Origin of the sequence: Pseudomonas baetica (genome assembly GCF_051216495.1) — a bacterium.
Lineage (GTDB): Bacteria > Pseudomonadota > Gammaproteobacteria > Pseudomonadales > Pseudomonadaceae > Aquipseudomonas > Aquipseudomonas baetica_B.
The window spans coordinates 18049-33949 of the sequence record NZ_JBPKAM010000050.1 but is presented as its reverse complement, the minus strand read 5'-3'; the positions used below and the strand labels follow the sequence as shown (position 1 = coordinate 33949).

Here is a 15901-nt window from a genome sequence, read left to right as displayed (position 1 = left end):
GTACAAAAACTTGTAGGAGCGAGCTCTGCTCGCGATGGTCGTTAACGATGACGCGGGAAACCTGGAGAAACACGGTGCCCTTGCGTGCATCGCGAGCAGAGCTCGCTCCTACAGGGTTAGCCGTTGTTTGCGGCCTTCTCGGCGGTTTTTTCGAGCAAGGTGATGCGCTCTTGCAACTTGGCCAGTTCGGCATCGATGTCGGCCAACTTTTTGGTCTTGTCCGCTGCTTCAAGCTTGGTATCGGCGCTGATCGTGGTGCGCTGCTTGAACAGCTCAAGCTGGCGGATCGGCAGCAACTGGTCGTCGCTGGATTTCAGGAACTTGCCCAGTTGCATGCCCTTGAGCACGGCTTTCTCGGAATCGGTGTCGCCATAGCTGAAGATGAAATCGCGGATCTTCTGCTTCTCGCTGTCGCCCAGGGCCTTGCTCCACACCAGCGGGTCGGCGGGGATCAGTGGCGACTTCCAGATCACCTTGAGCATCGCAGCCTTGTCCGGCTGGGTGACTTCCAGGCGATCCCAGCTTTCGGTGTTGAAGGTCGCCACATCCAATTGTCCCTTGGCCACGCTCAGGGCGTTGACCTCATGGCTGGAGTTGAGGGTGCGCTTGAACGCGGTGGCGGCATCGACGTTGTTCTTGGCGAACACGTAGTAGCCCGGCACCAGATAGCCCGAGGTGGAGTTCGGGTCGCCGTTGCCGAATGTCAGGGTTTTGGCGTTTTTCAGCATGTCATCGACGGAGTTGATCGGGCTGTCCTTGCGCGCGATCAACACGCTCCAGTAGCCGGCGGCACCGCTGGCGGCGGCGGTCTGGGCGAAGATTTCGCCATTGGAGCGGTCCACCGCTTCGATGGCGGCCTTGTTGCCCAGCCAGGCGACGTCGACCTTGTTGAAGCGCATGCCCTGGATCAGGCCGGCATAGTCAGAGGCGAAGGTGGCGTTGACCTTCAGCCCGGTCTGCTTCTGCATGTCATCGAGAAACGGCTGCCAGATGCTCTTGAGGTTCTGCGACGACTCGGTGGACATGATGCCGAAGTTGATGGCTTTTTCTTCAGCCTGGGCAGTGCCCAGTACACAGTTGGCAGCGAGGGCTGCAACAGCAAAAACGCGACCGATACGGTTCAACATGGAAGGGTTTCCTGAGGGTGAACGGTTGGGAATCGAAGGTTGTTCAAGCACGCGCCATGACCAGCCGGGGGAGCGCTTCGGCGGGACGAAGCTGGTCGGAACACATCAGGCTGGTGTCGATGTCGGCACCGTACAAATCGTTGAGGAACTGGCCACTCAGCTCAGCGGCGCGGCCGTCGAAATGAATGCGTCCGCCCTTGAGCGCCACGGCACGCGGGCAATATCGGGTGGCGTAGTCGACTTGATGCAGGGTGACCACCACGGTCTTGCCGTCGCGTCGGTTGATGTCGGCAAGGATTTCCATGACCTTGCGCGCCGACTCGGGGTCGAGGGAAGCAATCGGTTCATCCGCCAGAATCACTTCGGCCCTTTGAGTCAGCGCCCGGGCAATCGCCACGCGTTGCTGCTGGCCGCCGGACAGGGTCGAGGCCCGCTGCGCCGCCAGATCGGCCAGGCCGACACGGTCCAGGGACTCCAGGGCGAACTGCTTTTCCTCGGCATTGAACAGGCTCAAATTGCCACGCCAGCGCGGCATGCGCCCCAGGCAGCCGAGCAGCACGTTGTCGAGCACGCTCAGGCGATTGACCAGGTTGAACTGCTGGAAGATGTAGCCGATGTCGGCGCGCAGGCGCCGCACCTTGCCATTGAGCCGTCCGCTGGCCTGCACTTCCCGCCCCAGCACCTTGACGCTGCCGCCATTGTTGCGGTCGCAACAGGCCAGGCCCGCGAGGTGGCGCAACAGGGTGGATTTGCCGGAGCCGGACGCGCCGATCAGCGCGACCATCTCACCGGCCGCGATGGTCAGTTCGAGGTCGACCAGTGCGGTCTTGCGCGCAAAGGTCTTGTTCAGATGATCGACATGGATAGCTGCGTTCATGGGCTTCTCTGTCTGGTTGAACGGCCGTCCATGGCCGCATTTGAGTTCAACAGACTTTAGGCACCGGGCATGTCAGCCCTATGACTCGCACATGTCGCTGGATTAACTATTTGATGAAGGTTTTGTGAAAGGTTGAGCGAGTGTGGGTCACTGCAATACCTGTGGGAGCGAGCCTGCTCGCGAAGGGGCCAGATCAATCAACATCTATGCTGCATGACCCACCGCCTTCGCGAGCAGGCTCGCTCCCACAAGGGATTGGGTACATCTGCGAAAGCCAGCTCCCACAGGGTTCAGCGGTGGTCTGGCAAAAAAATTTCTGCGGCCAAGAAAAAGGCGACCCGAAGGTCGCCTTTAGCGTTATTGCCCAAACTGACGCCCAAGCCCCCCAGGCACACCATGGATATCCGTCTCTTCCCAAGGCCCTTTCGGGCTGATTGAACGGCTCCAGCCATTATCCCAACGGTAATAAGTCCGTTGGCGATAAAAGGTATTGGGCTGATCATCCAGCACATAAACCCCCAGTTTCGGATCCCAATGGCTGTTGCCTCCCGGCGGCGGCGCAAAGCTGGCAGAGGTGCGCGGCAGCGGTTTGGCTGGCTTGGCCGGGATGCTCGGTTTGCTCGGAGTCGGCGAGGTTGACGGCGTCGGCTTGGGTTGCGAGGGCGGAATCGGTGGCAGGTGCGACGGAGACTCGGGTTGTTGGACCGCACAAGCACTCAACCCCAAAACAACACTGAGCAAGGCGATACGAGCGATGGCGGTCATGGTGGCGTTTCCTGTCATTTGTCCGGGCTGTCGATGGTCAGTTTTTGTGGCGCGGTGGTGCTGCTGGCCAACGGCTGGCTGCGACCGATCCATTCCCCGGCCGTTGGTTTGCCGGCACGGGAAATGCGCGCAACCAGTTGGACTTCAGGGAAGTTCGACAGTTTCAACTGCGGCATCATTGCATCGGCATCGCCCAGCTCGACGGTCGCTGGCAGGTCGGCCACGGTCAGGCGTTTGGCCGCCAGTGGCGCCGGTGGGCCGGAGGTGGCGCGGGCGAAAATGAATACACTGTCACCTGGTTGAACCTTGCCCTTGAGGTCGGCCGCCAAATCCACCTGGACCTTGAGTAACGCAGCAGCCTTGGCCACCGGTGCAGGGGCCACCTTGCCACCGCTCGCCACCAGTTTTTCCGTGGCGCGGGCGATACCGCCCTCCAGTGCGATTCGGGATTTGTCTTCTGGCGGCAGTTGCTCCAACAGACGATTCCAGTAATCGATCGCCTCCTGATAACGCTGACCTTCGAACGCCGCGATGCCCAACAGGCCTAGGCTGGTGACTTCTTTCGGATCGGCCTTCAAGGCTTCGTCGGTCAGCGCCTGAATCTTGTCCGACCATTTCCTGCCATCGGCGAAGTACTGGGCCTGAGCCCATTGCCCCAGGAGTTCAGGCTGGCGACCGGCCAGGTTGGCGGTGCGCTCGAAGATCTTCGCCGCGTCGGCGGGGCGATCCTGGGTCATATAGGTGCGACCGAGGAAGTACAGGGCTTCGGCGGAGTCCGGCTGCGCCGCGACCGCGCGCTCCAGACGCTGGGTCATCTCTTCCATCGACTGCGGTGCATGGGAGAATTCCCGGGTCAGCTCGACTTTGTCGCTGGCTCCGAAATGCAGGTACAAGCCCAGGCCCAGCAGCGGCACCAGGATCGCCGCCAGCAGCGGCGCTGGTTTGCCCAGGCGCGAAACTTGCGGTGCGGCAACGCCTTCGGTATCGGCGAGCAATTCACGGGCGGCTTCGGCGCGTCCGGCGTCCATTTGCGCGGCATCGAGAACACCCTCTTCCTGCTGAGCCTGTAACTCAGCCACGCGCTCCTGATAGAGCGCCACGTTCAGGGCGGTACGATCCTCTTCGAGCTGGGCGCGACGATGACGCAGAACGGGGATCAGCAGAAAACTCAGGGCCACCAGAAGCAGCAAACCTGCAGCGAGCCAGAAATCAATCATTCTTGGTTTTTATCCAACAGTTGGTCGAGGCGCTTGCGTTCCTCGACAGAAAGCGAGCCCGGGGTTTCGGCACGTTGTGCGCGACGACGGCGAACAATCACCGCAATGATCACGACACCGCCCAGCAGCAGGCCGGCGGGTCCGAACCAGAGCAGCGCGGTCTTGGCGTTCAGCGCCGGTTTGTAGCGGACAAAATCACCGTAGCGATCGACCATGAAGTCGATGATCTGCTGGTTGTCCTTGCCCTCGCCGAGCATGCGGTAGATCTCTTTGCGCAGGTCGGCGGCGATCGGTGCATTGGAGTCGGCGATGTCCTGGTTCTGACACTTGGGGCAACGCAGCTCTTTGGTCAGCTCGCGAAAACGCTCGCGATCCCCTTCCTTGGCGAACTCATAGGTGTCGATGGCGGCATGAGCCACGCCGGCCATGCTCAACCCCAGGACTACAGCGGCGAGCCAGCGCTTCATGGTTTGGCCTCGTCGACCAGCGCCTGATATTTGGCTGCCAGTTTTTCACGCCAGACCTGCTCGTCGATCACCCCGACGAACTTGTCGCGAATGATGCCCTTGGCGTCGATGAAGAAGGTTTCCGGCGCGCCGTACACACCGAGGTTCAGGCCCAGCGTGCCTTCATCGTCGCGGATATCCAGCTGATACGGATTGTGGAATTCCGCCAGCCACTTCAAGGCATCGGCATTGACGTCCTTGTAGTTGATGCCATAGATCACCACGCCTTTCTCGGCCAGTTTGTTCAGCACCGGGTGCTCGACCCGGCAGGAAATGCACCAGGTACCCCAGACGTTGACCAACGCCGGTTTACCGAGGATATCGGCGCGGGTCAGGGTCTTGTCGCCCTGCACCGCCGGCAGGGAAAACTCCGGAAAAGGCTTGCCAATCATCGCCGAAGGCAGCTCGGCCGGGTCCAGGTACAGACCGCGATACAGGAAAACAGCGACCACCAGAAAAATCGCCAGTGGCAACAGCATCAACCAACGTTTCATGCAGTGGCTCCACTCATGCCCAGTGCTTCGCGCACACGGGTTTTAACCTTGACCCGATAACGCCGGTCCAGCGCCGCCAACAATCCGCCCAGACCGGTGAGCAACCCACCGAACCAGATCCAGCGCACGAACGGTTTGACGTGAACCCGCACCGCCCAGGCGCCATCACCCAACGGCTCGCCCAGAGCAACGTAGAGGTCACGGGTGAATCCGGCATCAATCCCGGCTTCGGTCATTACCGAGTTCTGCACGGTGTAGAGGCGTTTTTCCGGGTGCAGCACGCTGACTTCCTGGCCGTCACGGATCACCCGGACAGTGCCCTTGTCGGAAGTGAAGTTCGGGCCTTCGAAGTGCTTGGCGCCTTCGAACACGAACTGATAACCGCCCAGGTCCATGGATTCGCCCGGCGCCAGGCGCAGGTCGCGCTCGGCGCTGTTCTGGCTCGACAGCACCACGCCCAGGGCGCAGACCGCGATACCCAGGTGCGCCAGCTGCATGCCCCAATAACTGCGGGTCAGGGTCGGCAAACCTTTGATCAGGCCTTTGTGGCGCGTCTTGTCGAAGATGTCACGCACACCGGCCAACAACACCCAGGCGGAGAGCAGGAAGGTCGCGAGCACCGCCCAGTTGAAATCGCCGTACGCGATGCCGGCCACCACCGCCAGCGCGGTACTGCCGAGCAGTACCGGGGTCAGCATGCTCATCAGCCACTTCACCGGGGTGTCTTTCCAGCGCACGATCACGCCGACCGCCATCACCACCATCAACAAAGCCATCAACGGGATGAACAGCGCGTTGAAGTACGGCGGGCCGACCGACAGCTTGGCACCGGTCATCGCATCGAGAATCAGCGGGTACAAGGTGCCGAGCAGGATCATCGAAGCGGCCACCACCAGCACCAGGTTGTTGCCCAGCAACAGGGTTTCCCGGGACCAGAGGTTAAAGCCGACTTGGCTCTTGACCACCGGCGCCCGCAAGGCGAACAGCGTCAGCGAACCGCCAACCACGAACAACAGGAACATCAGGATGAACACGCCGCGCTCAGGATCGGAGGCAAACGCGTGCACCGAGGTCAGCACGCCGGAACGCACGAGGAAGGTGCCCAGCAAGCTCAGCGAGAACGCGGCAATGGCCAGCAACACGGTCCAGCTCTTGAACACGCCACGCTTTTCCGTGACCGCCAACGAGTGAATCAACGCGGTGCCCACCAGCCAAGGCATGAAGGAAGCGTTTTCCACCGGATCCCAGAACCACCAGCCACCCCAGCCGAGTTCGTAGTAGGCCCACCACGAACCGAGGGTGATGCCGATGCCGAGGAAGGCCCAGGCGACGATGGTCCACGGACGCGACCAGCGTGCCCATGCCGCATCCAGACGACCGCCCATCAGCGCCGCGATGGCGAATGCAAAAGCCACCGAGAAACCGACGTAGCCCATGTACAACATCGGCGGGTGAACGATCAGGCCAATGTCCTGCAACAGCGGGTTGAGGTCGGCACCGTCGCTTGGCACTTGCGGCAGGATGCGCTTGAACGGGTTCGAGGTCACGATCAGGAACAGCAGGAAACCGGTGCTGATCATGCCCATCACCGCCAGTACGCGGGCCAGCATGACCTGCGGCAACTGTCGCGAAAAAACCGAAACTGCAAAGGTCCAGCCACCGAGAATCAAGGCCCACAACAGCAGCGAACCTTCGTGGGCGCCCCAGACGGCGCTGAACTTGTAGTACCAAGGCAAGGCGCTGTTGGAGTTGTTGGCTACATAGGCGACGGAGAAGTCGTCAACCATGAAGGCATAGGTCAGGCAACCGAAGGCGAACGCCAGGAAGGTGAACTGCCCCCACGCGGCGGGCTGGGCCAGACTCATCCACAGACGGTCACCGCGCCAGGCACCGAGCAATGGCACCACGGCCTGCGCCAAGGCGAAGCACAGCGCCAGGATCATGGCCAGGTGGCCCAACTCTGGAATAAATATGCCGGAAGTCATGGATCAACCCTCCTTCGCGGGTGTTGGAGCGGATTGACCACTGTCTTTCAACGCCTTGGTCACTTCCGGCGGCATGTACTTCTCGTCGTGCTTGGCCAGTACTTCATCGGCTACCACCACGCCATCGGCATTGATTTTGCCCAGGGCGACGATGCCCTGCCCTTCGCGGAACAGATCCGGGAGGATGCCGCGATACATGATGGTCACGGATTTATTGAAGTCGGTGACGACGAACTTCACATCCAGCGAATCGCTGGAGCGCTGTAACGAACCGGCCTCGACCATACCGCCGGCGCGAATGCGCGTGTCATGGGGCGCTTCGCCGTTGGCAATCTGGGTCGGTGTATAGAACAGATTGATGTTTTGTTGCAGGGCGCTCAGGGCCAGGCCGACGGCAGCGCCGACCCCAACCAGAATCGCCAGAATGATGGTAAGACGCTTTTTACGCAGCGGATTCACTTGCCGTTCTCCCGGCGCAGACGACGCGCCTCTTGTTGCAGATACCGCTTGCGGGCCAGGATCGGCGCCGCCACGTTGAGGGCCAGCACCGCCAGGCAGATGCCATAGGCCGACCAGACATACAGGCCGTGATGGCCCATGGCGAGGAAGTCGCCGAATGACGCAAAACTCATCGAACGACCTCCAGGCTGTTTTCCACTTCGGCCTTGACCCAACTGGCCCGCGACTCGCGCTTGAGCACTTCCAGGCGCATGCGCAGCAACAACACCGCGCCGAAGAAACAGTAGAAACCCAGTGCCGTCAGCAGCAGCGGCAGCCACATCTCGGCGGGCATCGCCGGTTTTTCGGTGAGGGTGAAGGTCGCGCCCTGGTGCAGGGTGTTCCACCACTCCACTGAGTATTTGATGATCGGGATGTTGATCACCCCGACAATCGCCAGCACCGCGCAGGCCTTGGCCGCGCTGTCACGATTGCTGATGGCGTTGCCCAGCGCAATAAGACCGAAGTACAGGAACAGAAGAATCAGCATCGACGTCAGTCGCGCATCCCAGACCCACCACGAGCCCCAGGTCGGCTTGCCCCAAATGGCACCGGTGACCAGCGCCACGGCGGTCATCCAGGCACCGATGGGCGCCGCGCATTGCAGGGCGACGTCGGCCAGTTTCATTTTCCACACCAGCCCGACGATGCCGCACACCGCCGCCATCACATAAATGGACTGCGCCAGCATGGCAGCGGGAACGTGGATGTAGATGATGCGAAAGCTGTTGCCCTGCTGATAGTCGGGTGGCGCGAACGCCAGGCCCCAGACCACGCCAACGCCGATCAGCAGCAACGCTGCGATGCTCAGCCACGGCAACATTCTGCCGCTGATGCCGTAGAACCACTTGGGTGAGCCGAGCTTGTGAAACCACGTCCAGTTCATACTGTTTCCATCACGGTTGCTCTTTACTGTGTAGAGCCAGGGTCTGCCTTTTTAAAACAAAAAGCGGTCAAAAAATAACCAGACCTCATTATTATTCGCCGACGCTGATCTTCAGGCCAGCGGCTATTGCAAAGGGTGTCAGGGTTATCGCCAGGGCGGTCAGGCTACCAAGCCACAACAGATAACCGGTCGCCGGCATGCCCTGCAAGGCGGCCTGCAAGGCGCCACTGCCGAGAATCAACACCGGGATGTACAACGGCAGAATCAATAGCGCCAGCAACAGGCCTCCGCGCTTCAAACCGACGGTCAACGCCGCGCCCACCGCACCGAGCAGGCTCAGCACCGGTGTACCCAGCAATAGAGAAAGCAGCAACACCGGCAGACAGGCGGCAGGCAAACCGAGCATCAACGCCAGCAAGGGTGCGAGCAAAACCAGTGCCAGCCCGGAAAAAGACCAGTGTGCCAGCACCTTGGCCAAAACCAGAAGAGGCAGGGGGTGCGGCGAAAGGACCCACTGCTCCAGCGATCCATCTTCGAAATCACTGCGGAAAAGCCCGTCCAGCGAGAGCAGGACCGATAAAAGCGCCGCCACCCAGACCAGCCCCGGAGACAAGGTTTGCAACAATTGAGACTCAGGACCGACCGCCAACGGGAACAGCGAAACCACGATGGCGAAGAACACCAACGGATTGGCCAGCTCCGCAGGTCGGCGGAACAGCAAACGGGCCTCACGGGCAACCAACAGGCCAAACACACTCATACGGCCCATTTCCCCAGATCGATGTCGCGATAACTGGCCGGCATCCGGCTCAGTGTGTGGTGAGTGGTCAACACCACCATGCCGCCGCGTTCGCAGTGGCCGGCCAGGTGCTCTTCCAATTGGGCCACGCCTTGCTTGTCGAGCGCGGTGAACGGCTCGTCGAGAATCCACAGCGGCGGGCTGTCGAGGTACAGGCGCGCCAGTGCGACGCGACGCTGCTGGCCGGCGGACAGGGTGTGACAGGGAACATCTTCGAAACCGCGCAATCCCACGGCCGCCAGCGCTTGCCAGATCGCTTCATGGGAGGCCGGTTGATGCAGGGCACAGAGCCAGCTCAGGTTCTCTTCCGGCGTCAGCAAATCCTTGATCCCCGCCGCATGACCGATCCACAGCAGGTTGCGCGCCAGCTCGGTGCGCTGTTCGTTGAGCGGTTGGCCATTGAGCAGCACCTGACCGGCTGTCGGGTGCATCAACCCCGAAAGCAGGCGCAGCAAGCTGGACTTGCCACTGCCGTTGGGGCCGCTGATCTGTACCATTTCGCCACTGGCCAGTCTCAAATCGAGATTTTCGAAAAGCAGCCGGAGGTCTCGCTCACAGGCAAGGGCAACGGTTTGCAGGACTGGACTGGTCAAGGGTTCACGGGCCTTATACGGTTCAAGTCGGCTCTGGCGCGGCCGTTAAAGAGATGCAGAATAGTTGTATTGGCGGCCCGAACTAGAGAGCTGCGTCAAATAATTGCAATGTTTCCGGCACTCTGTATACAACGGGGCGGCATTATACATGCCATTTCCTACTCTAAAGAGCGCATTTTCCCAAGGTTGTGACCGCGTATGACAGGCGAAATGAACATCCTCCCGCTACCGCAGACCACCCCGGCGACCACGCGTCCGCTGGCAGTCAGTGGCGAGTTGCTCAAGCTGTTGACGCCTATCGAAGGACTGATCACCGCCGGTCAGACTGCCAAAGCGGAAGTGTTGTCGCTCAAGCAGGCCGATCAGACTTTTCAGTTGTTGCTCAAAGTCACCCTGGACAGCGGACGCCAGACCACCGTGCAGGCCACCAGCAATCAGCCATTGGCCCAGGGCACAAGCATCGCGGTCACCCAGCCTTCGGCGGGCAACCTGGCCATCACCGTGCAGCAGGCCATCGCCTCCAGCGTCGCCACCCTCACCCGCCTCGACACCGCGCAACTGCCAGTCGGCACCCTGTTGCAGGGCAAAGTGCTGACCTCCCAGGTGCTGCCGCAAGTCCCGGGTCAACCGACGGTATTTCGTTCGATGGTGAGCCTGCTCAATACTGCCCTTTCCGGCAGCACCCTGAGCATCGACAGCCCGCAGCCGTTGCGAATAGGCACCTTGCTCAGCGCTCAGGTGCAGGACACCCAGACGCTCAAGTTCGTGCCCTTGAGCAGCCGCCAGGAGCAATTGGCCGTGACCCAGCAACTGGTCAGCCAGACCAGCCGCCAGGGTTCGCTGGATGGACTGCTCAAACTTCTGCAAAACCTGCCGCCTTCGAATCAGACCTCCAGCGACCTGCGCGCCGCCGTGGACAAGTTGCTCGCCGGCCTGCCGGACATTCAACAACTGAGCACACCCAAAGGCCTTGCCTTGGCACTGGCCGGCAGCGGTGCGTTCCTCGAATCGAAACTGCTGACCGGACAGAACCCCGCACTCGCCCCCGACATGAAAGGCGATCTGCTCAAACTGATCGCACAACTGACGCCGGGGTTGCCGGCCAGCAACAACCTCAGCGCGATCATCGCCGCCAACACCCTGGCCCAGGCCATGCCGAGCTTCGTGCGCAACGCCTTGGGCATGCTCGGGCAGGTCAGCGCCAAACCCTCGCCGACTGGTTTTCCGCTACCCGAACGCCTCCTGCAAAGCGCCGAGGGCGAAGACGATCTCGAACACTTGCTGCGCCTGGCCGCGGCAGCGGTTTCACGCCTGCAAAGCCATCAACTGTCAAGCCTGGAGCAGACCGGCGTCACCAGCGACGGGCGGCTGATGAGCACCTGGCAGCTGGAGGTGCCGATGCGCAACCTGCAAGACATCGTGCCCTTGCAGATCAAGTTCCAGCGCGAAGAGCTGCCTGAGAAAGAACAACCGCACGAACGCCGTGACGAACGCGAACCCAAGCAACAACTGTGGCGTGTCGAACTGGCCTTCGACATGGAGCCCCTGGGGCCGATGCAGATTCAGGCACAACTGATCGAGGGCAGCCTGTCCAGCCAGTTGTGGGCGGAACGGCCGTACACCGCCAGCCTCATCGAAAACAATCTGGCCGCACTGCGCCAACGCCTGCTAGCCTCGGGCCTTAACGTCGGCGATCTCGATTGCCATCAAGGCAAACCGCCCCAAGGCCCGCAAACCCGCCTTGATCAACGCTGGGTCGACGAAACCGCATGAACAATCCCAACGCCCCACGCCAGGCCATCGCCCTCAAATACGACGGCACCCATGCCCCGACCCTCACCGCCAAGGGCGACGAAGAGCTGGCGGAAGAAATTCTCAGGATCGCCCGCGAATATGAAGTGCCGATTTACGAAAACGCCGAGTTGGTGAGGCTGTTGGCTCGCATGGAGCTGGGAGACAGTATTCCGGAGGAGTTGTATCGCACGATTGCGGAGATCATTGCGTTTGCGTGGAACCTGAAGGGCAAGTTTCCGGCGGGGCAGGATTCGGATGCGCCGATGGTTGAGAAGGATGTTACTGATCGCGGGGATGATTACTGAGCATTCAAGGACGCCATCGCGGGCAAGCCCGCTCCCACAGGTTTAGAGTCGTACTCAGATTGTGTGTACACCATCAATCACTGTGGGAGCGGGCTTGCCCGCGATGAGGCCGGTAGATTCAACATCGAGGCGCCTGATACACCGCCATCGCGAGCAGGCTCACTCCCACAGGGGATTGGAGGTGTTCACGGATTTTGTGTCCACCTCGATCCTTTGTGGGAGCGAGCCTGCTCGCGAAAGCGATTTCAGCCGAATCGCAACACTCAGTTCTTGTGCAGCTTGCTCATCAACTCCGCCTCAGCCTGAGTCAAGCCGCAGGACTGGGTCAGTTCGTCGACGCTGGCGCCCATCCCGACCAGTCGCGCCGCCTGGGCGAACGACAGGCTGGTAGGGTCGCGTTGCTCCAGTTGAGCGAGCTTGTCCGGCAATGGCGCGACAATGGCACGTAGCTCGTGCAGGTCTTCACCCATGCGCACGTTGCCGTTCTGATAGTCCTCGACGCTTTTAGCCAGGTCCTTGATGCGCTGATCACGCAGCGCATCCCCCTGAGCCTGTTGCGCGGCGATCTTGCGTTGATCGCGAATGTACGCCAGGAACATTGCCAGCGTGCCTGCCCAAAACAGGAACAGGACAATGACCGCAACCTCGAGGATCAATCAGATACTCTCCAGTTCCGACCATTCTTCTTCGCTCATCATCTTGTCCAGCTCGACAAGGATCAGCAGTTCGTTGTTCTTGTTGCACACACCCTGGATGAACTTGGCGGACTCTTCGTTACCGACGTTCGGTGCGGTTTCGATTTCCGACTGACGCAGGTAAACCACTTCGGCCACGCTGTCGACCATGATCCCGACAACCTGCTTGTCGGCCTCGATGATGACGATGCGGGTGTTGTCGCTGATTTCGGCATTCATCAGGCCGAAGCGCTGACGGGTGTCGATCACGGTGACCACGTTACCGCGCAGGTTGATGATGCCCAGCACGTAGCTTGGGGCACCCGGCACCGGGGCGATTTCGGTGTAGCGCAGGACTTCCTGAACGCGCATCACGTTGATGCCGTAGGTTTCGTTGTCCAGCTTGAAAGTGACCCATTGCAGGATCGGATCTTCGGACCCTTTTGCCGCCGTCGCCTTATCGTTCATACCCTGACCCCTCGAAAAACCGCCGTGGCGGTGTGTGTTCGGTGCTGCGGCATTCGAATGCCGTCGCCTGTTTGTTGTGCAGATCTCATTTCAACTTTTGGACCGGCTTGCTGCCGCCCATGTGCTTTGCCCCGCCGCTGGCGATCAGCTCGGCCAATTCGGACACGTCGAGCAACGCACACATGTGTTCGATCACGGTGCCCGCCAGCCACGGCCGTTGACCACGGTGACTGCGCCATTTGATCTCGTTCGGGTCCAGGCGCAACGAGCGGCTGACCTGATGCACCGCCAACCCCCACTCGTAGCCCTGAACCGATATCACGTATTGCAGGCCCTGCTTGAAGTCGTCGCGATAACGGTCGGGCATCACCCAACGCGCGGTGTCCAGAACCTTCAGGTTGCCCGCCTGGCTCGGCAGGATGCCGAGGAACCACTCAGGCTGACCGAACAACGGTGTCAACTCGTGGCCGGCCAGGGAATAAATCGACCCCAGACACACCAGCGGCACCGCCAAGGTCAGGCCGGCGACATCGAACAGCAGGCATTCGAAAGGCTCGGCTGCCCAGGTCGGGCGACCGTCGGTTTCCACCGGAGGTGGTGTGTTGCTCGGCGGTAGGTGGACTTCGACCACCGGCGGCACCAGGGTTTGTTCCACCTCGACCGCCACGGGCACCTGCACCGGCTGCACCTCGAAGATGGCTAGCTCCTGTGGCGGTGGAACCTCGACGGGGGGCGGCACCAACGCTTTGAGCAACGGAGCGATTGTGGAAACCGGGGCCATTACAGGTGGTGCAGCCTCTATAACGGCGACGGGAGCGATCTTCGCTGGCGCTGCCAATACCGGCGCTGCAACAGCAGCAGCTGTGCGGGCATCGCGGGCCTGTTCTTCGAGTACCGCTGCGTGGAATTCGTCGAGTACAGCTTCAACCGCAGACTCTTCTGACACAGCCTCGACAGGCAGAGTCAGTTCCTCAGGCACGTCCTCCAGCAAACTGTCTAAATACGACTGCAATGCCAGTTGCGGACGCGACGTGATTTTCAACGGCCGGTTCATGCGTGCGCACCTGCTTCTGTAGGAGCGAGCTTGCTCGCGATGAACCTGAGAGCGCCACGGGGTGTCAGGTTTCCCGCGTTATCGTTTTCGTCCATCGCGAGCAAGCTCGCTCCTACAGGGATCGGGTTCATGTCAGGCCACCTGCGGAACGAGTTGTGCCGCCAGCAGTTGCTTGAGCAGTGCGCGATAGGCCAGAACCCCACGGCTCTTGCCGTCGAATTGCGAAGGTGTCAGGCCGGCGCGGCTGGCATCGCGCAAGCGCGTGTCCACCGGGATATAGCCTTGCCAGATTTCTTCCGGAAACTTGTCGCGCAGTACTCGCAGTGTTCCCAAGGACGCTTGCGTACGACGGTCGAACAGGGTCGGCACGATGGTGAATGGCAAGGATTGCTTACGGGATCGATTGATCATCGCCAAGGTGTTGACCATGCGTTCCAGGCCTTTGACGGCCAAGTGCTCGGTCTGCACCGGGATCACCAGCTGCTGGCTTGCCGCCAAGGCATTGACCATCAGCACGCCGAGCAACGGTGGGCTGTCGATGACCGCGTAATCGAAGTCCTGCCACAACTGCGCCAGGCTCTTGGCGATCACCAGGCCTAGGCCGCTCTGGCCCGGCGATTGGCGCTCAAGGGTCGCCAGCGCGGTACTCGACGGCAACAGGGAAATGCGTTCGTCACTGGTGGACAGCAGCAACTGTCCGGGCAGCCCCTGAGGCACGCTGCCTTTGTGCAGGAACAGGTCGTAGTTGCTGTGTTCCAGGCTGTCGGGATCGTAACCGAAATAGCTGGTCATCGAGCCATGGGGGTCGAGGTCGACCACGACCACGCGCTTGCCCGCCTCGGCCAGCAAACCGGCTAAAGCGATGGAGGAAGTGGTTTTACCGACACCACCCTTTTGATTGGCGACTGCCCAGACTCTCATTCGGATTGTTCCTCCCGGCCGGTTCGACCGGGAAATAGCTCAACGTGTTAATGCGGGTGACGGAGAATTGACGGCGTTCTCTCGAACCGGCGACTTGACCGGGGTCGGTGCAGTTTGTGTGCCAGCCCGCTTCAATGCGGCATCGGGTGTGGTATGAGCGGTACCGGTGCCGGTGAGACTGCGGCGCACGTCAAGATTGCGCGACACCACCAGCACCACGCGACGGTTGCGCGCCCGGCCCTCGGCCGTGGCGTTGTTGGCCACCGGCTGGAATTCACCGTAGCCCACCGACGCCAGTCGACCGGGGTTCACGCCCTGCATCGCCAGCATGCGCACGATGCTCGCCGAACGGGCCGACGACAGCTCCCAGTTGGTCGGGTACTGCGCGGTGCGAATGGGTTGATCGTCGGTAAAGCCTTCGACGTGAATCGGGTTGTCGAACGGCTTCAGGATCGCCGCGACCTTGTCGATGATGTTGAAGGCGATGTCGCTGGGCATGGCATCGCCACTGCCGAACAACAGGCTGGAGTTAAGTTCGATCTCGACCCACAGCTCGTTACCGCGCACGGTCATCTGGTTGGAACTGATCAGGTCACCAAACGCAGCGCTGATGTCATCGGCGATGCTTTTCAGCGGATCGCTCGCACCGGCGATACCGGCGTCAACCTGATCGGCATCCTTGACCAGTGGCTTGGCCGGGGTCACGGTCTTCGGCCGCTCGTCGCCGATGGGAATCGGCTTGAGGGCGCGGTCGGCATCGGTGAAGACTCCGATCAACGCCTCGGAAATGATCTTGTACTTGCCTTCGTTGACCGAAGAGATCGAGTACATCACCACAAAAAACGCGAACAGCAAGGTGATGAAGTCGGCGTAGGACACCAACCAGCGTTCGTGGTTGACGTGTTCTTCATGCTGGCGACGACGGGCCATAGTCCATT

At 60.9% G+C, this 15901-nt stretch carries 19 protein-coding genes; 2 read left to right on the top strand and 17 right to left on the bottom strand.

All coding sequences use genetic code 11. The features are described 5' to 3' along the window. Positions 1 to 116 precede the first annotated feature (116 nt). The 12 genes from phnD to ccmA all read right to left on the bottom strand — a co-directional run bounded on the left by phnD (position 117) and on the right by ccmA (position 9747). Entirely contained in the window at positions 117 to 1127 is a 1011-nt protein-coding gene (gene phnD / locus ACSFE6_RS18315; RefSeq protein ID WP_435428939.1) for a phosphonate ABC transporter substrate-binding protein, read from the bottom strand. A 43-nt stretch (positions 1128 to 1170) separates the two neighbouring features. Continuing rightward, complete coding sequence (gene phnC, locus ACSFE6_RS18310; RefSeq protein WP_435428938.1) at positions 1171 to 2004, bottom strand: phosphonate ABC transporter ATP-binding protein; 834 nt, start codon at positions 2002 to 2004, stop codon at positions 1171 to 1173. Between the two features lie 357 nt (positions 2005 to 2361). Next, positions 2362 to 2769, bottom strand: a complete 408-nt coding sequence (locus ACSFE6_RS18305) for a hypothetical protein (RefSeq protein ID WP_435428937.1) — start codon at positions 2767 to 2769, stop codon at positions 2362 to 2364. A gap of 14 nt (positions 2770 to 2783) precedes the next feature. Further along, positions 2784 to 3986: a c-type cytochrome biogenesis protein CcmI gene (gene ccmI, locus ACSFE6_RS18300; protein WP_435428936.1), complete on the bottom strand. Its 1203-nt coding sequence runs from the start codon at positions 3984 to 3986 to the stop codon at positions 2784 to 2786. Continuing rightward, complete coding sequence (locus tag ACSFE6_RS18295) at positions 3983 to 4453, bottom strand: cytochrome c-type biogenesis protein (RefSeq protein ID WP_435428935.1); 471 nt, start codon at positions 4451 to 4453, stop codon at positions 3983 to 3985. Before ACSFE6_RS18295 ends, ccmI begins: the two co-directional genes overlap by 4 nt. Beyond that, complete coding sequence (locus ACSFE6_RS18290) at positions 4450 to 4986, bottom strand: DsbE family thiol:disulfide interchange protein (protein ID WP_435428934.1); 537 nt, start codon at positions 4984 to 4986, stop codon at positions 4450 to 4452. The genes ACSFE6_RS18295 and ACSFE6_RS18290 overlap by 4 nt, the downstream gene beginning before the upstream one ends. Then, a complete protein-coding gene (locus tag ACSFE6_RS18285) occupies positions 4983 to 6971 on the bottom strand; it encodes a heme lyase CcmF/NrfE family subunit (protein ID WP_435428933.1) in 1989 nt (662 codons plus the stop codon). The genes ACSFE6_RS18290 and ACSFE6_RS18285 overlap by 4 nt, the downstream gene beginning before the upstream one ends. A gap of 3 nt (positions 6972 to 6974) precedes the next feature. Further along, positions 6975 to 7430, bottom strand: a complete 456-nt coding sequence (gene ccmE, locus ACSFE6_RS18280; RefSeq protein ID WP_435428932.1) for a cytochrome c maturation protein CcmE — start codon at positions 7428 to 7430, stop codon at positions 6975 to 6977. After that, the gene (gene ccmD / locus ACSFE6_RS18275; protein WP_008055370.1) at positions 7427 to 7603 is read right to left on the bottom strand and encodes a heme exporter protein CcmD; all 177 of its coding nucleotides are present in this window, start codon (positions 7601 to 7603) and stop codon (positions 7427 to 7429) included. The genes ccmE and ccmD overlap by 4 nt, the downstream gene beginning before the upstream one ends. After that, complete coding sequence (locus tag ACSFE6_RS18270; protein WP_435428931.1) at positions 7600 to 8355, bottom strand: heme ABC transporter permease; 756 nt, start codon at positions 8353 to 8355, stop codon at positions 7600 to 7602. Before ACSFE6_RS18270 ends, ccmD begins: the two co-directional genes overlap by 4 nt. Before the next feature lie 91 nt (positions 8356 to 8446). Further along, complete coding sequence (ccmB, locus tag ACSFE6_RS18265) at positions 8447 to 9115, bottom strand: heme exporter protein CcmB (RefSeq protein WP_096515229.1); 669 nt, start codon at positions 9113 to 9115, stop codon at positions 8447 to 8449. Then, on the bottom strand, positions 9112 to 9747 hold the full coding sequence (ccmA, locus tag ACSFE6_RS18260) for a cytochrome c biogenesis heme-transporting ATPase CcmA (protein WP_435428930.1): 636 nt from the start codon (positions 9745 to 9747) through the stop codon (positions 9112 to 9114). The genes ccmB and ccmA overlap by 4 nt, the downstream gene beginning before the upstream one ends. A 198-nt stretch (positions 9748 to 9945) precedes the next feature. Here ccmA and ACSFE6_RS18255 point away from each other — a divergent pair, with 198 nt between their 5' ends. After that, positions 9946 to 11520 (top strand): flagellar hook-length control protein FliK, encoded by a 1575-nt coding sequence (locus tag ACSFE6_RS18255; protein ID WP_435428929.1) that lies wholly within the window; start codon positions 9946 to 9948, stop codon positions 11518 to 11520. Then, the gene (locus ACSFE6_RS18250) at positions 11517 to 11846 is read left to right on the top strand and encodes an EscU/YscU/HrcU family type III secretion system export apparatus switch protein (RefSeq protein WP_435428928.1); all 330 of its coding nucleotides are present in this window, start codon (positions 11517 to 11519) and stop codon (positions 11844 to 11846) included. Before ACSFE6_RS18255 ends, ACSFE6_RS18250 begins: the two co-directional genes overlap by 4 nt. Positions 11847 to 12109: 263 nt before the next feature. On the opposite strand, the gene ACSFE6_RS18245 is transcribed toward ACSFE6_RS18250, so the two are convergent. The 5 genes from ACSFE6_RS18245 to motD all read right to left on the bottom strand — a co-directional run bounded on the left by ACSFE6_RS18245 (position 12110) and on the right by motD (position 15893). Then, on the bottom strand, positions 12110 to 12502 hold the full coding sequence (locus ACSFE6_RS18245; protein WP_435428927.1) for a DUF2802 domain-containing protein: 393 nt from the start codon (positions 12500 to 12502) through the stop codon (positions 12110 to 12112). After that, positions 12503 to 12988 (bottom strand): chemotaxis protein CheW, encoded by a 486-nt coding sequence (locus ACSFE6_RS18240; RefSeq protein WP_007980742.1) that lies wholly within the window; start codon positions 12986 to 12988, stop codon positions 12503 to 12505. It lies immediately after the preceding gene. A gap of 85 nt (positions 12989 to 13073) precedes the next feature. Next, positions 13074 to 14042, bottom strand: a complete 969-nt coding sequence (locus ACSFE6_RS18235) for a CheW domain-containing protein (RefSeq protein ID WP_435428926.1) — start codon at positions 14040 to 14042, stop codon at positions 13074 to 13076. Between the two features lie 132 nt (positions 14043 to 14174). Further along, the gene (locus ACSFE6_RS18230) at positions 14175 to 14963 is read right to left on the bottom strand and encodes a ParA family protein (protein ID WP_435428925.1); all 789 of its coding nucleotides are present in this window, start codon (positions 14961 to 14963) and stop codon (positions 14175 to 14177) included. Positions 14964 to 15002: 39 nt separating this feature from the next. After that, positions 15003 to 15893, bottom strand: a complete 891-nt coding sequence (motD, locus tag ACSFE6_RS18225; RefSeq protein WP_435428924.1) for a flagellar motor protein MotD — start codon at positions 15891 to 15893, stop codon at positions 15003 to 15005. Positions 15894 to 15901: the final 8 nt, after the last annotated feature.